Genomic DNA, 16,864 nt, shown 5'->3' with positions numbered 1-16,864 from the left:
ATGAAACTATTAGATATGTACGCAAAATTAAAAGGCGATATAACGCAAATAGAGAAGGAGCTTGAACGCAGCGTCACTTTCGAGCATAAGCTGCTGAGCGAGGCATCCCTTCATCTGCTCAAGGCAGGCGGCAAAAGGCTGCGTCCTGTTTTTGTGCTGCTTGCCGGCAAGTTTGGGCGCTACAATCTGGAGGTCATGAAAAAAATCGCCGTGCCTCTTGAACTGATCCATATGGCCTCGCTTGTCCATGACGATGTGATTGATGATGCAGCTACCAGACGTGGCCAGCCAACGGTCAAGGCTAAATGGGATAATCGGGTTGCGATGTATACCGGAGATTATATTTTCGGAAGAGCGCTCGTTATCGCCACGGAGCTTGGCAACCCGCAAATTCATCAGGTGCTGTCCAAGGCGATTGTGCAAATGAGCATTGGCGAAATGGAGCAAATCCGTTATTTTTTCAATACGGAACAAACTATCCGCCATTATTTGCTGCGCATCAGGCGCAAAACCGCCTTGCTCATTGCAGTAAGCTGCCAGCTTGGAGCGATTGCAGCCGATGGGGACAGAGAGACAGCAAACCGGCTATATGAATATGGCTACAATGTGGGAATGGCGTTTCAAATCCGCGATGATTTGCTTGATTTGTTCGGAACCGAGAAGCAGATCGGCAAGCCGCCAGGCTCTGACATTAGACAGGGCAACATTACATTGCCCGTTATTTTGGCTTTGCAGGATGAGGCGACCCGCGAGCGGCTGCTTGTGGAAATCGCCCGTATTCGCGAGCATAATGGCAATGTGGATACGCGAGAAGCAATCGATTTGATCAAAAATAGCAAGGGCATTCATGTCGCTGAGCAGCTCGCAGCAAAGTATGTCGAGAAAGCTCTAGCTGCTTTGAAGGAATTGCCATCTCTTCCGGCGAAGAAGAACTTATCCGATATCGCACATTTTGTCGGCAAACGCAATTATTAATAAAGATGCGAAAAGGAGCTGCTACTAGTGGAAAGAACTTTTTTAATGATTAAGCCTGACGGTGTTCAACGTGGCCTCATTGGAGAAATTATGTCGCGCTTTGAGCGTAAAGGGCTTCAATTGGTTGCAGCCAAGTTTATGACCGTAAGTAGCGACCTGGCACAAAAGCATTATGAGGAGCATGAAGGCAAGCCTTTTTATGAGCCGCTTCTGGCATTTATTACGTCTGGCCCCGTGTTTGCGATGGTGTGGCAAGGCGATAACGTCATTGCGCTAACCCGCGCGTTAATTGGCAAGACGAATGCAGTCGATGCGCTTCCAGGCACCATTCGCTCTGATTTTGCTGTACATACGAATTATAATTTGATTCATGGCTCCGATTCTCCCGAAAATGCCGTACGGGAAATTTCCATTTTCTTCACTCCTGAACAGCTTGTGGAATACGAACAAACGATGCAGCGCTGGGTTTAGCCAGCTGCAATACAAACGGAGGCTGAAGGCATAATGACGGACGATCGGGATTTTGCAACGTTTATCCAGAAGATGAGAGATAAGACCAACATTGATTTATCGCAATATAAGGAAGCGCAAATGAAACGCAGGCTCACGACGCTGCGCATGAAGCACGGATTCCAGACATTCGATGAATACTGGAGAAAGCTAGAGAATGACCGTACTTTGATGAATGAATTTCTCGACCGGATGACGATTAACGTCTCGGAGTTTTGGCGTAACCCGAACCGGTGGGAAGTGCTGAAAAATCAGTTTTTTCCGGAAATGCTGCAAACCAGCAGCCGCCTGAAAATTTGGAGCGCAGCGTGTTCGACGGGCGAGGAGCCTTATACGCTGGCGATGATTTTGACGGAAATTGGTGCGATTGGCAAATCGTCGATTTTGGCGACGGATCTTGATAATATCGTGCTGCAGAAGGCGCAGGAGGGCATTTATTTAGAGCGTTCGCTTAAGGATGTGCCGCCAGCGTTCCGTCAGAAATATTTTGCTCCAGATCATGGAGCCTTTGCCGTCTCAAACGATTTAAAAAAATCGATTCAGTTCAAGCAGCAAAATATGCTGCATGATACGTTTGACAGCGGATTCGACCTTATTGTTTGCCGCAATGTTATGATTTATTTTACCGAGGATGCGAAGCGCATTTTGTACCACAAGTTTGCTAAGGCTTTGAAGCCGGGCGGCATTTTGTTCGTCGGCAGCACGGAGCAGATTTTTTCGCCAGCCCAGTATGGCTTTGACACGGCGGATACGTTCTTTTATAGAAAAACGAGCAATTAATGTATATCGTCATCCTTGTTCTCCTATACTAGTGGTAGTAAAGCACCATTTGGAGGCGGAACGAAAGATGGATAAACGCAAAGTGATTCAAGCCTATAAGCTTGGTTTTATATCGATTCAGGAGTGCGCGCAGATTTTGGGACTGGACAGCGGGCAATTGTCTGGATTAATGAAATCCCAGCAGCTGGCTTCCGACTATGCGGATTCGCAGAGCAAGCGTACAGTGAATAGCTAAGGAAAGCCCATAGAAGGTCATCGTTTGAAAAAGAGCAGGATCAGGTGCCATATCAGGCTACTGATCCTGCTTTTTTTTTGACATATTGGAAGGGATATGATTTTTCGATCCTTTCTCTATATTTCATCACGAAACGTAGCTTTGCCGCCAAAGGAAAGCGACAGCCGTTTGCGCTTGAGATAAAAAAGGCGTTTGACCGCGGATTGGCGGTGCGCATTTCTTGTCAAACCCGCAAGGCTGTACTATAATGAGCAAAGATGTTTAGGGTAGCTGATGATAGCATGCGCCTAATAATCGGCAAAGTGCGCACGCTTGCAGCGCACGAGGCCATATTAGGTTGTTTGCGTTGAAGGAGGAGCTTTAGGTTGAGTTTACGTTATTTGACAGCGGGGGAAACACATGGTCCCCAATTGACCGCCATTATTGAGGGTCTTCCTAGCAATTTAACGATTGATTTTGAGGAAGTTAATTTTCAGCTTCACCGTCGCCAGAAGGGCCATGGCCGCGGCCGTCGCATGCAAATTGAGAAGGATACAGCGAACATTGTCGGCGGCGTTCGTCATGGTCGGACGACTGGCGCTCCTGTAGCGCTAATCGTTGAGAACAATGACTGGAAGCATTGGACGAGCGTAATGAACATCGCCCCGATTGAAGGCGGAGATGAAGAGAAGCGCCGGGTACACCGTCCGCGTCCTGGACATGCGGATTTGAACGGCGGTTTGAAATATAATTTGAAGGATCTTCGCAACGTACTGGAGCGCTCCAGTGCCCGCGAGACAGCAGCACGCGTAGCGGTAGGCGCGGTTGCACGCCAGCTTCTTGCTGAATTCGGCATTAAAGTGGGTGGACAGGTTATCCGCATTGGCGAGATTGAAGCGCCGGCAAACCAATTGCCGCTCGATGAGCTTATTCGCATTACGGAAGAATCGCCTGTACGCGTCGTTGATAAAGAAACGGAAGAAAAAATGACCGCGTACATTGACCAAATTAAAGCCGAAGGCGATTCCATCGGCGGCGTAGTCGAATGCATTATTGAAGGCGTGCCAATTGGACTTGGAAGCCATGTGCAATGGGATCGCAAGCTGGATGCACGCATCGCGGGCGCTGTCGTTTCGATTAATGCCTTCAAAGGCTGTGAAATCGGCATTGGCTTTGAAGCGGCGAAGCTGCGCGGCTCGCAGGTGCATGACGAGATTTTGTACACCGCACAGGAAGGTTATACGAGAGCGACGAACCGTCTGGGTGGATTCGAGGGCGGTATGACCAATGGCGAGCAGATCGTCGTCCGCGGCGTTATGAAGCCGATTCCAACGCTTTACAAGCCGCTTCGCAGCGTGGACATTGACACAAAGGAGCCGTTCACTGCGCAAGTCGAACGCTCCGACAGCTGTGCAGTTCCGGCGGCGAGCGTAGTTATGGAGCATGTTGTGGCTTTTGAAGTAGCGAAAGCATTCTTGGAGAAGTTCGGCGGCGACTCCATTGAGGAAATCCGCTCGAACCTGAATCAATACCTTGAGCAAATAGGCAGGTACTAAGGGATGAGAGAGCTAACGGTTGATTTAGGCGAACGCTCTTATCCGATCTATATTGGGGAGGGTCTCCTGCAGGAGGCTCCCTCTTTTTTCGAAAAGCATGGCATTAGTAAAAAATCGCCGCTGCTTATCATCTCAGATGACAAGGTGGCCCCCCATTATTTGGAGCCGCTTGCAAACGCGCTAAGTACAGCGGGCTTCCAGCCGTCTACGGCAATCGTACCGTCAGGTGAAAGCTCGAAGTCTTTGGCGATGCTGGAAGATTTGGTTACGCATGCGCTTAAGGCAGGGCTTGATCGCAAGTCAGCGATCGTAGCTCTTGGCGGCGGCGTAGTTGGCGATTTAGCTGGATTCGTAGCAGCGTCTTATATGCGCGGCGTGAAGTTTATTCAAATTCCGACGACGATTTTGGCGCATGACAGCAGTGTTGGCGGCAAAGTGGCAGTCAACCACCCACTGGCGAAAAATATTATCGGCGCTTTCCACCAACCGGAAATGGTGCTATATGATTTGAACACGCTTCAGACGCTGCCGCCGCGCGACGTTCGTGCAGGTTTGTCAGAAGTGGTCAAACACGGCTTCATCTGGGACGACGCTTTCGTGCAGTGGTGCGATGAAAACTCAGAGCGTCTGCTGGCGCTTGATCCAGAAGCACTCGGCTATGCCTTGTACAAGGGCTGCAGTGTAAAAGCGGCTGTCGTATCCAAGGATGAGCGCGAAAATGACCTGCGTGCGATTTTGAATCTGGGCCATACGATTGGACATGCGCTGGAGGCTGTAGCTGGCTATGGGGAGCTGCTTCATGGCGAGGCGATTTCGATAGGCATGATTGGCTCGGCCAAGCTTGGACTGCGTTATGGAGCGCCTGAGGACGTCTATACAACAACGAAGCGAGTGCTTGCTAAATGCGGGCTTCCGGTGAAGCTGCCGGCGCACTTTGACGTGGACGCGATTATGGAAGCGATGATGCATGACAAAAAGTTCAGCGAAAGCACGATGATTTTCGTAGTGCCGACGGCGATCGGCGAAGTGGAAATCAAGAAGGATGTTCCGGCGTCATGGGTTCGGGAAATCGTGGAGGAATTGAAACAGGAGGCCGAGTAATATGAGCGTTAGGGGAATTCGCGGGGCAATTACCGTTGATACAAACGAGAAAGAGCCTATTTTAAAAGCAACACTTGAAATGCTGCATGCCATTGTCGCAGACAATGACGTTCAGCCTGACGATATTTGCAGCGTATTTATTACGGTGACGAATGATTTGGACGATGCTTTTCCGGCCGTGGCTATTCGCCAAATGAGCGGTTGGGAGCTTGTTCCACTCATGTGCGCGCTGGAGGTGCCAGTCAAGGGAAGCCTTGCCCGCTGCATTAGGCTGATGGTTACCGTAAATACGGACAAAACGCAAGCCGAGATTAAACATGTGTACTTGGGAGGAGCCCAAGTGCTTCGTCCAGATTTAACGCAATCCTAATCTAATTGACGATCAGGCACAAGATGTTGTATATTGGATGAAGTAAATAAGACTAGTTGAGTGGCAAGTGAGCAGGTTTTAGTTGAAATTAGATGAGCAGAGCAGAGACGAGCATAGCCAAGTTACGAATATAAAGACTATAGAGCAGAGTACGTGATGATGAAAGGTAGATGATGTATAAGCTTAGCGCTTATAATCATATTCTATTTCGTCATGAGAAGAGCCTATCCATCTTATCAGATGGCGACAGCTGTTTTACATTGCGTACATTTGTGCATGATGCTGCTATAGGTTTATTTGTTGGCTAGCCTTTACTTTTTTGTCCTCATCTTAAATCAACGCCCCTGCCTTGGCAGGGGCTTTTTATTTTGAATGTGTCTACACATACCGAGAAGGGGGACGTAACGATGAATAGTGAATTACAGCAAGTGGTCAAGCTCTCTGAGGAATACAATCTCATTCCGATCGTTCGTTATATGATGGCGGATACGGAGACGCCGATTCGGCTGTTTCAGCATTTTGCCAAGGAAAAGCATGCATTTCTGCTTGAAAGTGTAGAGGGCGGCGTGAAATGGGCGCGTTATTCGTTCATTGGAACCGATCCGTTTATGATGCTGTACGGCAAAAACGGCGAAATGATTTTTGAGAAAAATGGTGAAAAAATCAGCTTCGATGATAAGCCGCTAAGCTTGCTGAAGGATCATCTTCGTTACTATCGCAGTCCGGCGATGTCCCATCTTCCGCCGTTTACGGGCGGGGCTATCGGGTTTTTCGGCTATGATTTGCTGCAATATTATGAGAAGCTCCCACCCCACCGTATTGATGATTTGGAAATGAATGATTTGCAGTTTATGTTCTGCGATCAAGTCATCGTCTTCGACCACTTCAAGCAGCAGCTGCAAATTATCGGCAATGTGCATGTGCCGAAGGAGACGACGCAGACGGGCATCGTTCAGTCCTACGGCGTCGAGGAGGCATACAACGCAGCAGTTGCCAAAATCGAAGCGACGGTCGAGCGCCTGCAGCAGCAGGTGAAAATTCCGGTGCCAATCGGTGCTGGCGTGCCGACTATGCCCGAGGTTGGCGATGTGCAGTCCAATTTGACGAAGGAGCAGTTCATCGCCAATGTCGACAAAGCGAAGGAGTATATTCGCGCCGGCGATATTTTCCAGGTGGTGCTGTCCCAGCGCTTCAGCATTGAGACGGATGTTGATCCGCTGCATGTGTACCGCGTACTTCGCACGATGAACCCTTCACCATACATGTATTATTTGAAAATGGGGGAAGAGGTTATCGTCGGCACATCGCCGGAGGCGCTCGTTAAAGTAGATGGCAGCAAGGTGGAAACCCGCCCAATCGCCGGAACGCGCCCTCGCGGCAAAACGCCGGAGGAGGATCTTGCGCTGGAGCAGGATTTGCTGGCAGACGAGAAGGAGCGCGCGGAGCATCTGATGCTCGTTGACTTAGGTCGCAACGACATCGGCCGTGTATCCGAGTTCGGCTCGGTGAAATGCGATTCCTTCATGGAAATCGAGCGTTATTCCCACGTCATGCATATCGTCTCGAATGTGACGGGCAAGCTGCGGGAGGACAAGGATTTTTACGATGCATTCCTCTCCTGTCTCCCTGCCGGGACCGTATCTGGCGCACCGAAGCTGCGGGCGATGGAAATTATTGCGGAGCTTGAAAATGAAGCTCGCGGCGCTTACGCGGGAGCGATTGGTTATTTAGGCTTCGGCGGCACGCTCGACACCTGCATCACGATTCGGACGATCATTTTCAAAAATGGCAAAGCCTACGTGCAGAGCGGGGCAGGCATCGTCTGGGATTCCGTTCCGGAAAGCGAATATACCGAAACGGTGAATAAAGCGAAAGCGCTGCTGACGGCCATTCGGGCCGCTGAGCAGCTGTTCGGCAAGCCTGGAGATGCTCTGGGCCAGAGCTTCAATGCCATCAATAGCGATTATTACATTAAAGCAGGGGAGGGTTTCGTACAATGACAAACAGCCTAACACCGATTACAATGCAAAGCGCGTTAACCAAATTAATCGGCGGCGAGCATTTGTCACGGGAAGAAGCCCGCTCCGTCATGGATATTATTATGAGTGGGGAAGCGACGCCAGTTCAAATTGCAGGCGTCGTGACCGCGCTGCGCATGAAAGGCGAGACGAAGGACGAAATTACAGGCTTTGCCCAGGCGATGCGGGCTCATTCGAGCCATGTGCAGACCGAGCAGGAGGGACTGCTCGATACGTGCGGCACAGGCGGCTCCGGCATTCATAAATTCAATATATCGACGTCCTCGGCGATTATTGCGGCGGCAGCCGGCATTCGCGTAGCTAAGCATGGCAACCGCGCAATGTCCGGCAAAGCAGGCAGCGCTGATGTGCTGGAGGCGCTGGGCGTGCAAATTACGCTCACGCCTGAGCAGGCGGAGGAATGTCTAAAGCAGGTTGGCATCTGCTTCATGTTCGCGCAGCTGTACCATCCATCGCTTCGCCATGCTTCTGTTCCGCGTAAAGAGCTGGGCATCCGCACGATTTTTAATATGCTAGGCCCGCTGACGAATCCTGCTGGTGCTGATCGCCAGCTAATCGGCTTGTATGATTATAAGAAAACGGACACCGTCGCATCCGTGCTGGCAGAGCTTGGCGTCAAGCGTGCGATGGTCGTCAGCAGCAACGACGGGCTTGACGAAATTAGCATCTCGGCGCCGACTAGAGTGTCGGAGCTTCGAAGCGGCGAGGTTCGCACGTATGAAATTACGCCGGAGGAGCTAGGTTTGACCCGCTATCCGATAAGCGAGGTGCTGGGCGGCGATCCTGCGGCTAATGCGGCGATTATTCGCGGCATATTCAGCGGTGAACAGCGCGGCGCCTATCGCGATATCGTGCTTGCGAATGCAGGGGCCTGCATTTATGTAGGGGGAGCTGCTGCGAGCTTGACAGATGGCGTTAAAATCGCGGCGGATATGATTGATTCCGGATTGGCCGAGCAAAAGCTGCTGGGTCTGATTCAAACGACAGGAGAGCTGACCCATGTTTTTGGATAAAATCGTAGTAACGAAACGCGAAGAGGTTGAAGCATTATCCGCGACCTTCCAATTAGCGGAATATGAGCGGACGATTGCCGAGCTTGCTCCGTGCCGCGGCTTTGAGCGTGCATTGACTGCGGGCCGCAAGCGCACGGTTGGACTCATTGCTGAGGTGAAAAAAGCTTCACCTTCTAAGGGGCTGATTCGCCCGGAATTTCATCCGGCGGAGCTGGCTGCTGCGTATGAGCAGGCTGGCGCGGATTGTATTTCCGTGCTGACAGACAGGCAGTATTTTCAAGGGGCAAATGAGTATTTGACGCTAGTGAAGGATACGGTCAGCATTCCGCTGCTTCGCAAGGACTTTATTATTGATTACCGCCAGGTGTATGAGGCGAGAGTCATTGGTGCGGATGCGATTTTGCTCATTGCGGCGATATTGACGAAGCAGCAGATGTCTGAGCTGTATGATACGGCCGTTTCCCTCGGTATGGATGTGCTGGTCGAGGTGCATAACCGCGAGGAGCTGGAGGCGGTGCTTGAGTTGAATAAAGCGACGCTTATCGGAGTCAACAATCGCGATTTGAAAAGCTTTGTCACCGATCTGCGTACAACGGAGCAGCTGATCAGCTTGATGCCGCAAGGTGTGACCGTTATTAGCGAGAGCGGCATTGCTGGTCCGGCAGATATGGATTATTTGCAAGGCATTGGAGCACAGGGCGTTCTTATTGGCGAGCATTTCATGCGTCAAGCCGATGCTGGCCAGGCTATTATTGATTTGATGGGTCCGGTGAGCCGCTAGTGAAAGCGCAGACGACTCCCCGGATCAAAATTTGCGGCCTGAAGACTGCGGCGACGATTCAGCAAATGGATGGGCTGCCGTTCCATGACATTGGATTTATATTTGCGGCTAGCAAGCGTCAAGTGCTTCCTGCGCAAGCAGCAGAGCTGATTGCGGCTGTACACGGCTTGAAGGCGGCAGACGGACAGCGCCCGCAAACCGTCGGCGTATTCGTCAATCCTGCGCTTGCGGAGCTGAGCGAGACGCTGGCTATTGCTCCGCTTGATGTGGTGCAGCTGCATGGCAGCGAAACGCCTGCTTTTTGCCAAATGGTACGTGAGCAATTGGCAGTGAAGGTGTGGAAGGTATTTTCTATACGCGATGAAGCGGCGGTTCAGTCTGAGAAAGTTACAGACAGGGGCTCGGGCGCTAATACGAGTGCTAGTGCGGATGAGGCCGCTGCCCGCCTTGCTCCTTATGCTGGCAAAGTCGATGCTGTATTAATCGACACAGCGGGGGGCGGCACGGGCAAAGCGTTTAATTGGCAGGTTATAGAGGACTACAAGGCTGCGGAAGCGCAGTTGAAGGTGCCGCTTTATGTAGCGGGCGGCCTAAACCCGGACAACGTGCAGGAATTGTTAGCTTCGTATGCTCCGAGTGGCCTTGATGTGTCCAGCGGAGTAGAGACGGACGGCGTAAAGGATATCGATAAAATTAGATTATTCGTCAGAAAGGTGATGCAACGATGAACCGAGTACCGGATGAAAATGGTCGTTTCGGCAAGTTTGGCGGCCGTTATGTTCCCGAGACGTTGATGAACGCACTGCTTGAGCTGGAGGAAGCGTACAACCGCCATTCCAAGGATGAATCATTTCAAGAGGAAATCCGCAATTTGCTGCATAAATATTCGGGAAGACCTACATCGCTCTATTATGCGGATCGCCTGAGCGAGCAGCTTGGCGGCGCTAAAATTTATTTGAAGCGCGAGGATTTGAACCATACGGGCGCCCACAAGATCAATAATACAATCGGTCAGGGCATCCTGGCGAAACGCATGGGCAAAACGAAAATTATTGCTGAAACCGGCGCTGGCCAGCACGGCGTTGCTTCGGCGACGATTGCAGCTTTGCTTGGACTGGAATGCAAAGTATTTATGGGCGAGGAAGATATGAAGCGCCAGCAGCTCAACGTTTTCCGCATGCAGCTGCTTGGAGCGGAAGTCGTGCCGGTTCTTTCGGGAACGCGCACGCTTAAGGATGCCTGTAATGAAACGCTTCGCTACTGGGTTAGCCATGTAGACGATACGTATTATATTTTGGGTTCGGCGACAGGACCGCATCCATATCCGATGATCGTCCGCGATTTTCAGCGGATTATCGGCGACGAATCGCGCAAGCAAATTGTGGCAGAAGAAGGACGTCTGCCGGATTATGTAGTAGCAGCGGTTGGCGGCGGCAGCAATGCGATCGGTATTTTTTACCCGTTCATTGAAGATGCGAATGTGCGTTTGATTGGCGTAGAAGCAGCTGGACGTGGAGTAGAGACAGAGGAGCATGCGGCTACCATGACGAAAGGCCGTCATGGCGTATTCCAAGGCTCGCTGAGCTATGTGCTGCAGGATGATAACGGACAAGTGCTGCCTGCGCATTCGATTTCGGCTGGTCTCGACTATCCGGGCATTGGCCCTGAGCATTCCTATTTGAAGGATTCGGGCCGTGCGGAATATTTCCCGATTACCGATGACGAGGCGATGGATGCCTTGCAGTTGCTGTCGCGGACAGAAGGCATCATTCCGGCGCTTGAGTCGGCACATGCGATTGCCCAGACAGTCAAGCTGGCTCCAACGCTTGCTAAGGATAAAATTATCGTTGTCAGCCTGTCGGGACGCGGCGATAAAGATGTAGAGACGATTATGAGCAAGCTGGGAGGCGCAGTCGATGAATCTCATTGATACGGTATTTGCAAAGCTACGTGAGGAGAAGCGTACCGCGCTGATTCCTTTTTTAACAGTGGGCGATCCTGACCTGAAAACGTCGCTGGCGATTATTAAGCAGCTGGAGGAATCCGGCGCTGATCTAATTGAGCTGGGCGTTCCTTATTCTGATCCGCTCGCCGATGGTCCAGTTATTCAACGGGCATCCGAGCGTGCTTTGAGAAGCAGCATTACGCTGCGCGACTGCATTGAAGCGGCGGCACAGGCACGTGAAGCTGGCGTGAAGCTGCCATTCATTTTGTTTACTTATTTTAATCCGGTGCTCCAGTTCGGTCTGGAAGCCTTTATGGAGCTGGTCAAAAATAAAGAAATCAGCGGTCTAATCATTCCCGACCTGCCGATCGAAGAGGATGCCGAGGTTCGCCAGCTAGCGGAAGCGGCAGGCATTCATCTCATTCCGCTCGTAGCTCCGACCTCCAAGGATCGCGTCGTACGTATTTCGCAAAAAGCTAAAGGCTTCGTGTATTGCGTCTCCTCGCTGGGCGTAACGGGCGTGCGGGCTGAATTCCACAGTGGGATCGACGATTTCCTCGCTACCGTGCGGGAAGCGACCGATCTGCCGATTGCAGTTGGCTTTGGCATTTCGAGCCGCGAGCAAGTAGAGCGTTTCTCCAAGCAATGCGATGGCGTTGTTGTTGGCAGCGCGATCGTCCGCAAAATAGAAGAATCCATTCCGCTGCTCGAAGAGGATAGCACTCGCGCAGCAGGCTTGAAGCAGATCGGCGAGTTTGTAGCCGCGCTGAAGGGCTAGGGCATACTTAACCTCTTATCGGGAGGCATAGTTTAAGAGGTGCAGAATACGAGCGTATTCTGTGCCTCTTTTCTTAAATAAGGAAAGGATATGAATGTTCTCATCCTTTCTCTATACGTTTCGCCAAAACGTTGGCGTCTAATAGAAAGGACGCCGCCAGGCGTTTTTCTTAAAATATAAGAAATTATAAGTTTCACTCTTATAATCGGCTTATATTCCACCCTCGAAACGGAAGCTTTGCCGCCAGAGGACGGCGAAAGCCGTTTACGCTTGTGTCATCTCAAAAATAAGATTGATCATGCTCCAAAAATGGCATATACTACACATAGACCGACCGACGGTCTATAGAAGGGAGCGACTAAGCGGACAATGCGTATACTGAAAGACCCTGAAGAACGCAAAAATGAAATTTTAGATACAGCAGAAATGCTTTTTTATACGAAGGGCTACAATAAAACGACGATCAATGACATCCTTCAGGAGATTGGCATTGCGAAGGGGACGTTTTATTATTACTTTAAATCCAAAGAGGAAGTTATGGATGCGATCATTATGCGGATCGTCGCAGCGGATGTTGCCGCTGCAAAGGAGATAGCCTCTAGCCCGGAGCTGCCGACCTTGGTCAAATTATTTCAAATTTTGATGGCTCAGAAGCCTAAGCATGGTGACCGTAAGGAGCAGCTGCTGGAGCAATTCCATCAGGTCGGCAATGCAGAAATGCATCAGAAAAGCCTCGTGCAGACGATCAATCACTTGACGCCAGTGTTAACAGAAGTCATAGAGCAAGGCATAGAGGAGCATATTTTTCAAACCGAATTTCCGAAGGAGACGGTGGAATTTCTAATCGTATCCTCCACTTTTCTATTCGATGAAGGTTTATTCGAATGGCAGCCAGCGGAGATCATCCAGAAGGCGAAAGCTTTTATTCATGTGATGGAAACGACGCTTGGCGCGAAAAAAGGCAGCTTTGATTTTATATATGAAATGCTGACGAACGGGGAATGACCTGATTTATTGCAGCATCCGACTTCATTTTGCAAGTAGAGCCGTTAGCGTGCCCAGTATTCCGAAGCCGTCAAATGACGGGATACGCTTGGATGCTGGCTTATTTTTTTGAACTTTATAGACTGACGGTCAGTCCATAAGGGGGACTAATTTATTTTTCAAAAGGGGAGCTGGAAAATGATACAAAATAACGTAAAAAGGGTACCGTTCACGCGAAGCTTTAAGCTGCTTATTTTAGGGCAAATGATTTCCATTCTGGGCAGCGCGCTGCTGCGCTTTGGGCTGTCGCTGTATGCGCTAGACCTTACAGGGCGAGCAGATATTTATGGGACTCTTTATGCGATGTCCAGCATTCCGCTGCTGCTGTCGCCCATTGGCGGGGCCATCGCTGACCGTTTCAACCGCCGTAATTTATTCGTTCTATACGATTTTGGAGGCGGCTTCGTCGTTCTGGGCTTTATACTCCTGTTAGCAGCAGGCGACGCGCCCGTTGTTGTTATTGGTATTGTAATGGTGCTGCTTTCGCTGATCAGCGCGATGTACCAGCCTGCTGTACAGGCGAGTATCCCGCAGCTGGTGCAGGAGAGCCAGCTGGAGCAGGCCAATGGAATGGTGAATGGCATCGGCGCTCTGGCCCAAATGGCTGCCCCGGTGCTTGGGGGCATTTTGTATGGTGTTCTTGGCCTGCATACATTAATGATCGGAAGCGGTATCGCTTTTTTGCTGTCAGCTCTCATGCAGCTATTTATTAAAATCCCGTTTGTGAAACGCGAGCAGAAGGGAAATATTGTTGCAATGCTTGCAGCCGATATGAAAGCAGGGATGGCCTATGTAGTCCAGCGGCGACCGATCTTGAAAGCGATGGTATTAGCGGCGCTGCTCAATTTTATTTTAACGCCGTTTTTTGTTGTGGGCGGGCCGATTATTTTGCGGGTTACGATGCAAAGCAGCGATACGCTTTACGGAGTTGGCATGGGCATTGTGGAATGCAGCACGATACTGGGGGCACTGACGATTGGCTTTTTCGCGAGAAAAATGCAAATGAGCACCTTATACCGGTGGCTGCTCGTCATAGCCGCATGGCTGCTGCCAATGTCATTATCGCTGACGCCATGGATGCTGGGGCTCGGCTATTATCCCGCTTATATGCTGTTTATGGCAAGCATTGTTCCCATCGCGATGGCATTGACGATGATTTCAATTTTTGTGCTGACCCGGGTGCAAAAGCAGACCCCTAATGAGCTGCTTGGCAAGGTGATGGCCATTATTATGGCGGTTGCCCAAATAGCGGCTCCTGTTGGGCAAATCGTATACGGCGAGCTGTTTGAAATGTTCAGCTTACAGGTGTATATTCCTGCCCTGCTTATGTTCGCAGCCCTGCTCTTAACCGCTTGGCTGACAAAGAGGTTTTATCAAAATCAAAAAGGGGAGGAAGAGCAAGATGCTAGGAACGATGTGGAGAAAAGATATCGCAAAGAATAAATGGATTACCGCTATTTTATTTATATTTATTATGATTTCCTCGCTGCTCGTGTCAAGCAGTGCAAGTATGCTGCTGGAGCTATTCCGTTCGGTGGATGACTGGTTTGAGAAAGCGGCTGTCCCTCATTTTGTCCAAATGCATGCCGGGGAAATCGACCAGCGGGAAATGGATGCTTTTGCAAACGGCAGTAAGCTAGTGAAGGAGCAGCAAACGGTCGAGATGATTTCTATGGAGCCGGCTCATGTTTATTTTGGCACGAGCGGTGAGTCAGAGGCAGGCAGCGTCATGGAAATGAGCCTTGTAAAGCAAAACAAAGTGTTTGATTTTTTACTTGATTTGAACAATAACAGGCTGGTTGTGCTTCCAGGCGAAATAGCGGTGCCGATTTATTTTAAACAGCAGCAGGGACTGGAAATCGGGGATACGATGCGGATTACCAAAGGTTCCTTTAGCATGACTTTTACGATAGCGGATTTTGTTAGGGATGCCCAGATGAATCCGTCCATTGTCAGCTCGAAGCGTATCGTTGTGAGCGATTCGGATTGGGAGACGCTTAAGGACTATTTTGCCGAAAAAGAATATTTGATCGAATTTCTGCTGTATGATGGGGAGCGAACTAGCGAATTTGAACAGCTTTATCTCTCATCTGGACTTCCCCACCAAGGGCCCGCGATTACATCCGCCCAATTTCGGCTATTGAATGCGCTGACCGATGGCGTTGCGGCTGTTGTTATTCTTTTAGCCAGCTTGCTGCTGATTGCGATCGCCTTTCTTTGCCTGCGGTTCACGATGCTTGCTGCGATGGAGGAGGATTTTTATGAGATTGGCGTCATGAAGGCGATTGGGATGGCTGGAGAGCATATCCGCCGGCTTTATTTAATGAAATATCGGATGATCGCTTTGCTGGGGAGTATGGCAGGGTATGTGCTGTCCCTATTTACAGAGCGGGCTTTCATAGCGAATCGGAGCCTATATATGGGCACAGCTGAAAAAAATGCGCTTAGCTATATCGTCCCCTTGCTGGGAGCGGTCTGTATTTTTCTGCTAGTGATGCTGTTCTGCCGCTTCGTTTTGCGGAGATTTAAGCGAATATCGGCCGTTGAAGCTTTGCGTTCAGGCAGCACTTCGACCATAGGACGGATGTCAGGGCTGTTGAAGCTCCATCGCAGCCGGGTTATCCCTATCCATCTATTTGTTGCCTTACAGGATGTATTCGTCCGGATTAGAACATTCGGCTTGCTGGGCCTCGTGTTTACGCTTTGTTTTTTCCTTATCATTGTGCCGGCGAATTTTTTGAATACGATGAAATCGCCCGATTTTATAACTTATATGGGAGCCGGGAGGAGTGATATTCAAATCGATATGCGGCAGACAAGCGACGCAGCGCAGCGGTACAAAGATATGCTCGCCTATATACAAAACGACAGCGATGTGGAAATGTATTCGCCGCTCGTAACGAGCTCTTTTAAGCTGCGCAGCGAGGATGGCGTCTATGAAAATGTGAGCGTGCAAACGGGCGATTTTTCGCTGTTCCCGCTAGCCTATTTAAGCGGGGCTGCGCCTGCTCAAAATGATGAAATTGCGCTTTCTTATCTCCATGCGAAGGAGCGCGGCAAGCAGCTCGGCGACACGCTAACGCTCCTCGTAGCCGGGAAAGAACGAGAGCTGAAGCTTTCGGGCATTTATCAGGATGTGACCAATGGCGGCAAGACGGCGAAGGCGCTGCTGCCTTACGAAGCACAATCTGTTCTCTGGTACATGGTCAGCCTGAATGTAAAGCCGGGTGTGCCAATTGGCGAAAAAACAGCGGAATACGCAGCGGCCTTTCATCCGGCAAAGGTGACGTTTATGGAAGATTACCTGTCCCAGACGTTAAGCTCCACCATAAGCCAGCTGCAAAAAATAACAGCGCTCACCTCGACAGCAGCTCTCGTGATCGCGCTGCTGATTACCGCTTTATTTTTCAACATGCTAATCGTGAAAGACGCTTCCGACATCGTCATTATGAGAAGCATTGGATTTTCCTTGAAACAGATCAGATTGCAATACATCATCCGCTCGCTGGTCGTATTACTGGCGGGAATGGTGTTAGGCACCGCAGCAGCAGGAACCCTTGGGCAGAGTGCAGTCAGCGTGCTAATGTCCTTTATGGGCGCAGCCCGCGTCGCGTTTGTCATAAATCCGCTTATGGCCTACATATGGATTCCGCTGGCACTTATCGTTGTCGTAATCATAACGACGTTATTCAGCAGTTTAGCCGTAATGGGAGCTGGCAAAGGCGCTGGCGCAGCAAAATCATTTTCGAAATGAGGGC

General features: G+C 50.4%; 16 protein-coding genes. All 16 read left to right on the top strand.

The features are described 5' to 3' along the window. Window positions 1-975, top strand: coding sequence for a polyprenyl synthetase family protein (locus tag ABEW34_RS06980; RefSeq protein ID WP_430156386.1), 975 nt, complete (start codon window positions 1-3; stop codon window positions 973-975). A gap of 27 nt (window positions 976-1,002) precedes the next feature. After that, a complete protein-coding gene (gene ndk / locus ABEW34_RS06975) occupies window positions 1,003-1,446 on the top strand; it encodes a nucleoside-diphosphate kinase (RefSeq protein ID WP_430156383.1) in 444 nt (147 codons plus the stop codon). 33 nt (window positions 1,447-1,479) lie between these two features. Then, on the top strand, window positions 1,480-2,265 hold the full coding sequence (locus tag ABEW34_RS06970; RefSeq protein ID WP_430156380.1) for a CheR family methyltransferase: 786 nt from the start codon (window positions 1,480-1,482) through the stop codon (window positions 2,263-2,265). A 67-nt stretch (window positions 2,266-2,332) separates the two neighbouring features. Then, window positions 2,333-2,500: a hypothetical protein gene (locus ABEW34_RS06965; protein ID WP_430156377.1), complete on the top strand. Its 168-nt coding sequence runs from the start codon at window positions 2,333-2,335 to the stop codon at window positions 2,498-2,500. A 365-nt stretch (window positions 2,501-2,865) separates the two neighbouring features. After that, entirely contained in the window at window positions 2,866-4,035 is a 1,170-nt protein-coding gene (gene aroC / locus ABEW34_RS06960; protein ID WP_430156374.1) for a chorismate synthase, read from the top strand. 3 nt (window positions 4,036-4,038) lie between these two features. Beyond that, window positions 4,039-5,136 (top strand): 3-dehydroquinate synthase, encoded by a 1,098-nt coding sequence (gene aroB / locus ABEW34_RS06955; protein WP_430156371.1) that lies wholly within the window; start codon window positions 4,039-4,041, stop codon window positions 5,134-5,136. A 1-nt stretch (window position 5,137) separates the two neighbouring features. Then, the gene (gene aroH / locus ABEW34_RS06950; protein ID WP_099519937.1) at window positions 5,138-5,506 is read left to right on the top strand and encodes a chorismate mutase; all 369 of its coding nucleotides are present in this window, start codon (window positions 5,138-5,140) and stop codon (window positions 5,504-5,506) included. Window positions 5,507-5,913: 407 nt separating this feature from the next. Beyond that, the gene (gene trpE, locus ABEW34_RS06945; RefSeq protein ID WP_430156368.1) at window positions 5,914-7,506 is read left to right on the top strand and encodes an anthranilate synthase component I; all 1,593 of its coding nucleotides are present in this window, start codon (window positions 5,914-5,916) and stop codon (window positions 7,504-7,506) included. Continuing rightward, complete coding sequence (gene trpD / locus ABEW34_RS06940; protein ID WP_430156366.1) at window positions 7,503-8,558, top strand: anthranilate phosphoribosyltransferase; 1,056 nt, start codon at window positions 7,503-7,505, stop codon at window positions 8,556-8,558. The genes trpE and trpD overlap by 4 nt, the downstream gene beginning before the upstream one ends. Then, on the top strand, window positions 8,545-9,339 hold the full coding sequence (gene trpC / locus ABEW34_RS06935) for an indole-3-glycerol phosphate synthase TrpC (protein ID WP_430156364.1): 795 nt from the start codon (window positions 8,545-8,547) through the stop codon (window positions 9,337-9,339). The genes trpD and trpC overlap by 14 nt, the downstream gene beginning before the upstream one ends. Next, window positions 9,339-10,067, top strand: coding sequence for a phosphoribosylanthranilate isomerase (locus ABEW34_RS06930; protein WP_430156362.1), 729 nt, complete (start codon window positions 9,339-9,341; stop codon window positions 10,065-10,067). The genes trpC and ABEW34_RS06930 overlap by 1 nt, the downstream gene beginning before the upstream one ends. Further along, window positions 10,064-11,269, top strand: a complete 1,206-nt coding sequence (gene trpB / locus ABEW34_RS06925; protein ID WP_430156360.1) for a tryptophan synthase subunit beta — start codon at window positions 10,064-10,066, stop codon at window positions 11,267-11,269. Before ABEW34_RS06930 ends, trpB begins: the two co-directional genes overlap by 4 nt. Continuing rightward, window positions 11,256-12,062 carry a tryptophan synthase subunit alpha gene (gene trpA, locus ABEW34_RS06920; RefSeq protein WP_430156358.1) on the top strand — a complete coding sequence of 269 codons (807 nt, stop codon included), beginning with the start codon at window positions 11,256-11,258 and terminating at the stop codon, window positions 12,060-12,062. The genes trpB and trpA overlap by 14 nt, the downstream gene beginning before the upstream one ends. A gap of 369 nt (window positions 12,063-12,431) precedes the next feature. Beyond that, window positions 12,432-13,067, top strand: coding sequence for a TetR/AcrR family transcriptional regulator (locus ABEW34_RS06915; protein WP_430156356.1), 636 nt, complete (start codon window positions 12,432-12,434; stop codon window positions 13,065-13,067). Window positions 13,068-13,244: 177 nt separating this feature from the next. Then, window positions 13,245-14,549: an MFS transporter gene (locus ABEW34_RS06910; RefSeq protein ID WP_430156354.1), complete on the top strand. Its 1,305-nt coding sequence runs from the start codon at window positions 13,245-13,247 to the stop codon at window positions 14,547-14,549. Further along, entirely contained in the window at window positions 14,509-16,860 is a 2,352-nt protein-coding gene (locus ABEW34_RS06905; protein WP_430156352.1) for an FtsX-like permease family protein, read from the top strand. The genes ABEW34_RS06910 and ABEW34_RS06905 overlap by 41 nt, the downstream gene beginning before the upstream one ends. The last annotated feature ends 4 nt before the right edge of the window (window positions 16,861-16,864 follow it).

This window comes from Paenibacillus algorifonticola (assembly GCF_050481745.1).
Lineage (GTDB): Bacteria > Bacillota > Bacilli > Paenibacillales > Paenibacillaceae > Pristimantibacillus > Pristimantibacillus algorifonticola_A.
The sequence above is the reverse complement of the archived record's forward strand: the minus strand, read 5'-3'. Positions and strand labels throughout refer to the sequence as shown.

Coding starts and splice junctions, on each gene's coding strand:
- ABEW34_RS06980 (WP_430156386.1), top strand. CDS start 1: ATGAAACTATTAGATATGTACGCAAAATTAAAAGGCGATATAACGCAA.
- ABEW34_RS06915 (WP_430156356.1), top strand. CDS start 12,432: ATGCGTATACTGAAAGACCCTGAAGAACGCAAAAATGAAATTTTAGAT.
- trpA (WP_430156358.1), top strand. CDS start 11,256: ATGAATCTCATTGATACGGTATTTGCAAAGCTACGTGAGGAGAAGCGT.
- trpC (WP_430156364.1), top strand. CDS start 8,545: ATGTTTTTGGATAAAATCGTAGTAACGAAACGCGAAGAGGTTGAAGCA.
- ABEW34_RS06905 (WP_430156352.1), top strand. CDS start 14,509: ATGCTAGGAACGATGTGGAGAAAAGATATCGCAAAGAATAAATGGATT.
- ABEW34_RS06910 (WP_430156354.1), top strand. CDS start 13,245: ATGATACAAAATAACGTAAAAAGGGTACCGTTCACGCGAAGCTTTAAG.
- ABEW34_RS06970 (WP_430156380.1), top strand. CDS start 1,480: ATGACGGACGATCGGGATTTTGCAACGTTTATCCAGAAGATGAGAGAT.
- trpE (WP_430156368.1), top strand. CDS start 5,914: ATGAATAGTGAATTACAGCAAGTGGTCAAGCTCTCTGAGGAATACAAT.
- trpD (WP_430156366.1), top strand. CDS start 7,503: ATGACAAACAGCCTAACACCGATTACAATGCAAAGCGCGTTAACCAAA.
- ABEW34_RS06965 (WP_430156377.1), top strand. CDS start 2,333: ATGGATAAACGCAAAGTGATTCAAGCCTATAAGCTTGGTTTTATATCG.
- trpB (WP_430156360.1), top strand. CDS start 10,064: ATGAACCGAGTACCGGATGAAAATGGTCGTTTCGGCAAGTTTGGCGGC.
- aroB (WP_430156371.1), top strand. CDS start 4,039: ATGAGAGAGCTAACGGTTGATTTAGGCGAACGCTCTTATCCGATCTAT.
- aroH (WP_099519937.1), top strand. CDS start 5,138: ATGAGCGTTAGGGGAATTCGCGGGGCAATTACCGTTGATACAAACGAG.